The sequence below is a fragment of the Candidatus Cloacimonadota bacterium genome (assembly GCA_011372345.1).
GTDB lineage: Bacteria > Cloacimonadota > Cloacimonadia > Cloacimonadales > TCS61 > DRTC01.
In genome coordinates this window covers 1-1601 of the sequence record DRTC01000418.1, presented here as the reverse complement: position 1 = coordinate 1601, position 1601 = coordinate 1, and the positions used below count along the sequence as shown (strand labels likewise).

Below are 1601 nucleotides of genomic sequence, written 5' to 3'. Positions count from 1 at the left end.
TGATAAAGTTGTCCCTACAATTTACGATTAGTCAGAAAACACAAAACAACAAACCCTTTATTCATGCGGGTTTGCACGATTTGAAACAAATAAAATGGAGTACAACTGTCAAAGGTAGGAGTTCGGTTCACAAAAGGTTCGATCAAGGAAATATCAAATTTTGCTGCACTTGCAAACACAAAAATGGAGGACATTGGCGCCAGAAGATTGCATACTGTCCTTTCCATACTTCTCGAAGATTACCTCTATGAACTACCTGATAAAAAAACTGAAAAGATAAAAATCACAAAGGATCTGGTCACACAAAAACTCGCAAAGATCATTACCGACGAAGATCTGACGAAATATATTCTTTAAACAAATATATTACTCTACCAATTTAGGAATTAGTAAAGAAAATCGTACCATACTCTTTATAAAGCTCCAGCTTGGGAAAGCATATATTTCTTTTTGATATTCTATCCTACCTTTGACACCTAACCATAGTCAAACATGCATAAACAGGGCATTTCAATTTTCAAAGTTGCGAAAATTGTCCCTACAACTGAAATATATTTGCTTTTATTCAACGATTAATTTTTGAATTTTGCCATATATTCCGTTGTTTGTTTATTCGACATCAGATTCGATGGTTGCTTAATTTTCAGAACAGCAAATATCTTTGATGCCAATGAGTTGTGTTTGCTTTTCATAAAATATTTCTGACCTTCTATCACGATCTCACTGAACTCCATTTTATTCAATGCTTGCTTAATCCTTTCTGTTGAAAAATCTACATTTCTTCTTCGCAGACATAATTCCATCTCACGCTCAAGCAAGAAAGCAATAAAACAACTCACAAAATGACCTTCGATATGTTTGCGACTCCACAGAAAAATCGGACGAGTTTCCTTTGTAGATTTCAAGATACGGAACGATTCTTCGACCTTGAAAAGATAATGATAATTATCAATTACTTTGAGAGGGTCCAACGAAAGATCGCTGCATTGGATCGCATAAAATCCATCAAATTTGGATTCTTCCAATATTCTTTTTTCATGCAATTGCAAATGATAACTTTCATCCTCGATTGCCCGCTCTCGATCTTTTGCATCTTTTCGAGCCCGTTTGGAAGAAAATGTGCAAATCAATTTCTCAGGTAATTTCTCTCTAATCCATTTATTTCTCTTTTGTTCTTCAGGCTGATCTTCATCTATGTACTTTATCACATTTGTGTAATCTAATTCTTTATAGGTGAAAAGATTATCCTTCTCATCAAAATCTTCCCGCCAATAATTGAGATCGTTGTTCCAAATCCTTTGGTAATCTTTCTCGGATAAAATTTTCTTCTGAACTGATTTCTTCATGTTTTTGATACGAGCACTCACAATATAATCAAATCCATTATCTTTGATCTGTTTGAGATTCAGTTTGGAATTGATGCCTTTATCAGCAACAATGATAACTTTATTTAGATTAAATTGCGCTTTCAATTTCTTTAGGATTTTGAGCAGTGTTTTGGAATCAAAAGTATTCCCAGGATATAGCTCATAACCGATCGGTCTTCCTTCACAATCGATCAGCATTCCCAACACTACCTGAATTTCATTGTATTTATGAGC

General features: G+C 34.2%; 1 protein-coding gene and 1 pseudogene. One reads left to right on the top strand and one right to left on the bottom strand.

The features are described from left to right. The first annotated feature begins 126 nt into the window (after window positions 1–126). Window positions 127–357 (top strand): annotated as a pseudogene (locus ENL20_08160) (HslU--HslV peptidase ATPase subunit). A 215-nt stretch (window positions 358–572) separates the two neighbouring features. Here the strand turns inward: ENL20_08160 and ENL20_08155 are convergent. Further along, on the bottom strand, window positions 573–1601 hold a 1029-nt coding region (locus ENL20_08155; protein HHE38530.1), incomplete at its 5' end, for an IS1634 family transposase.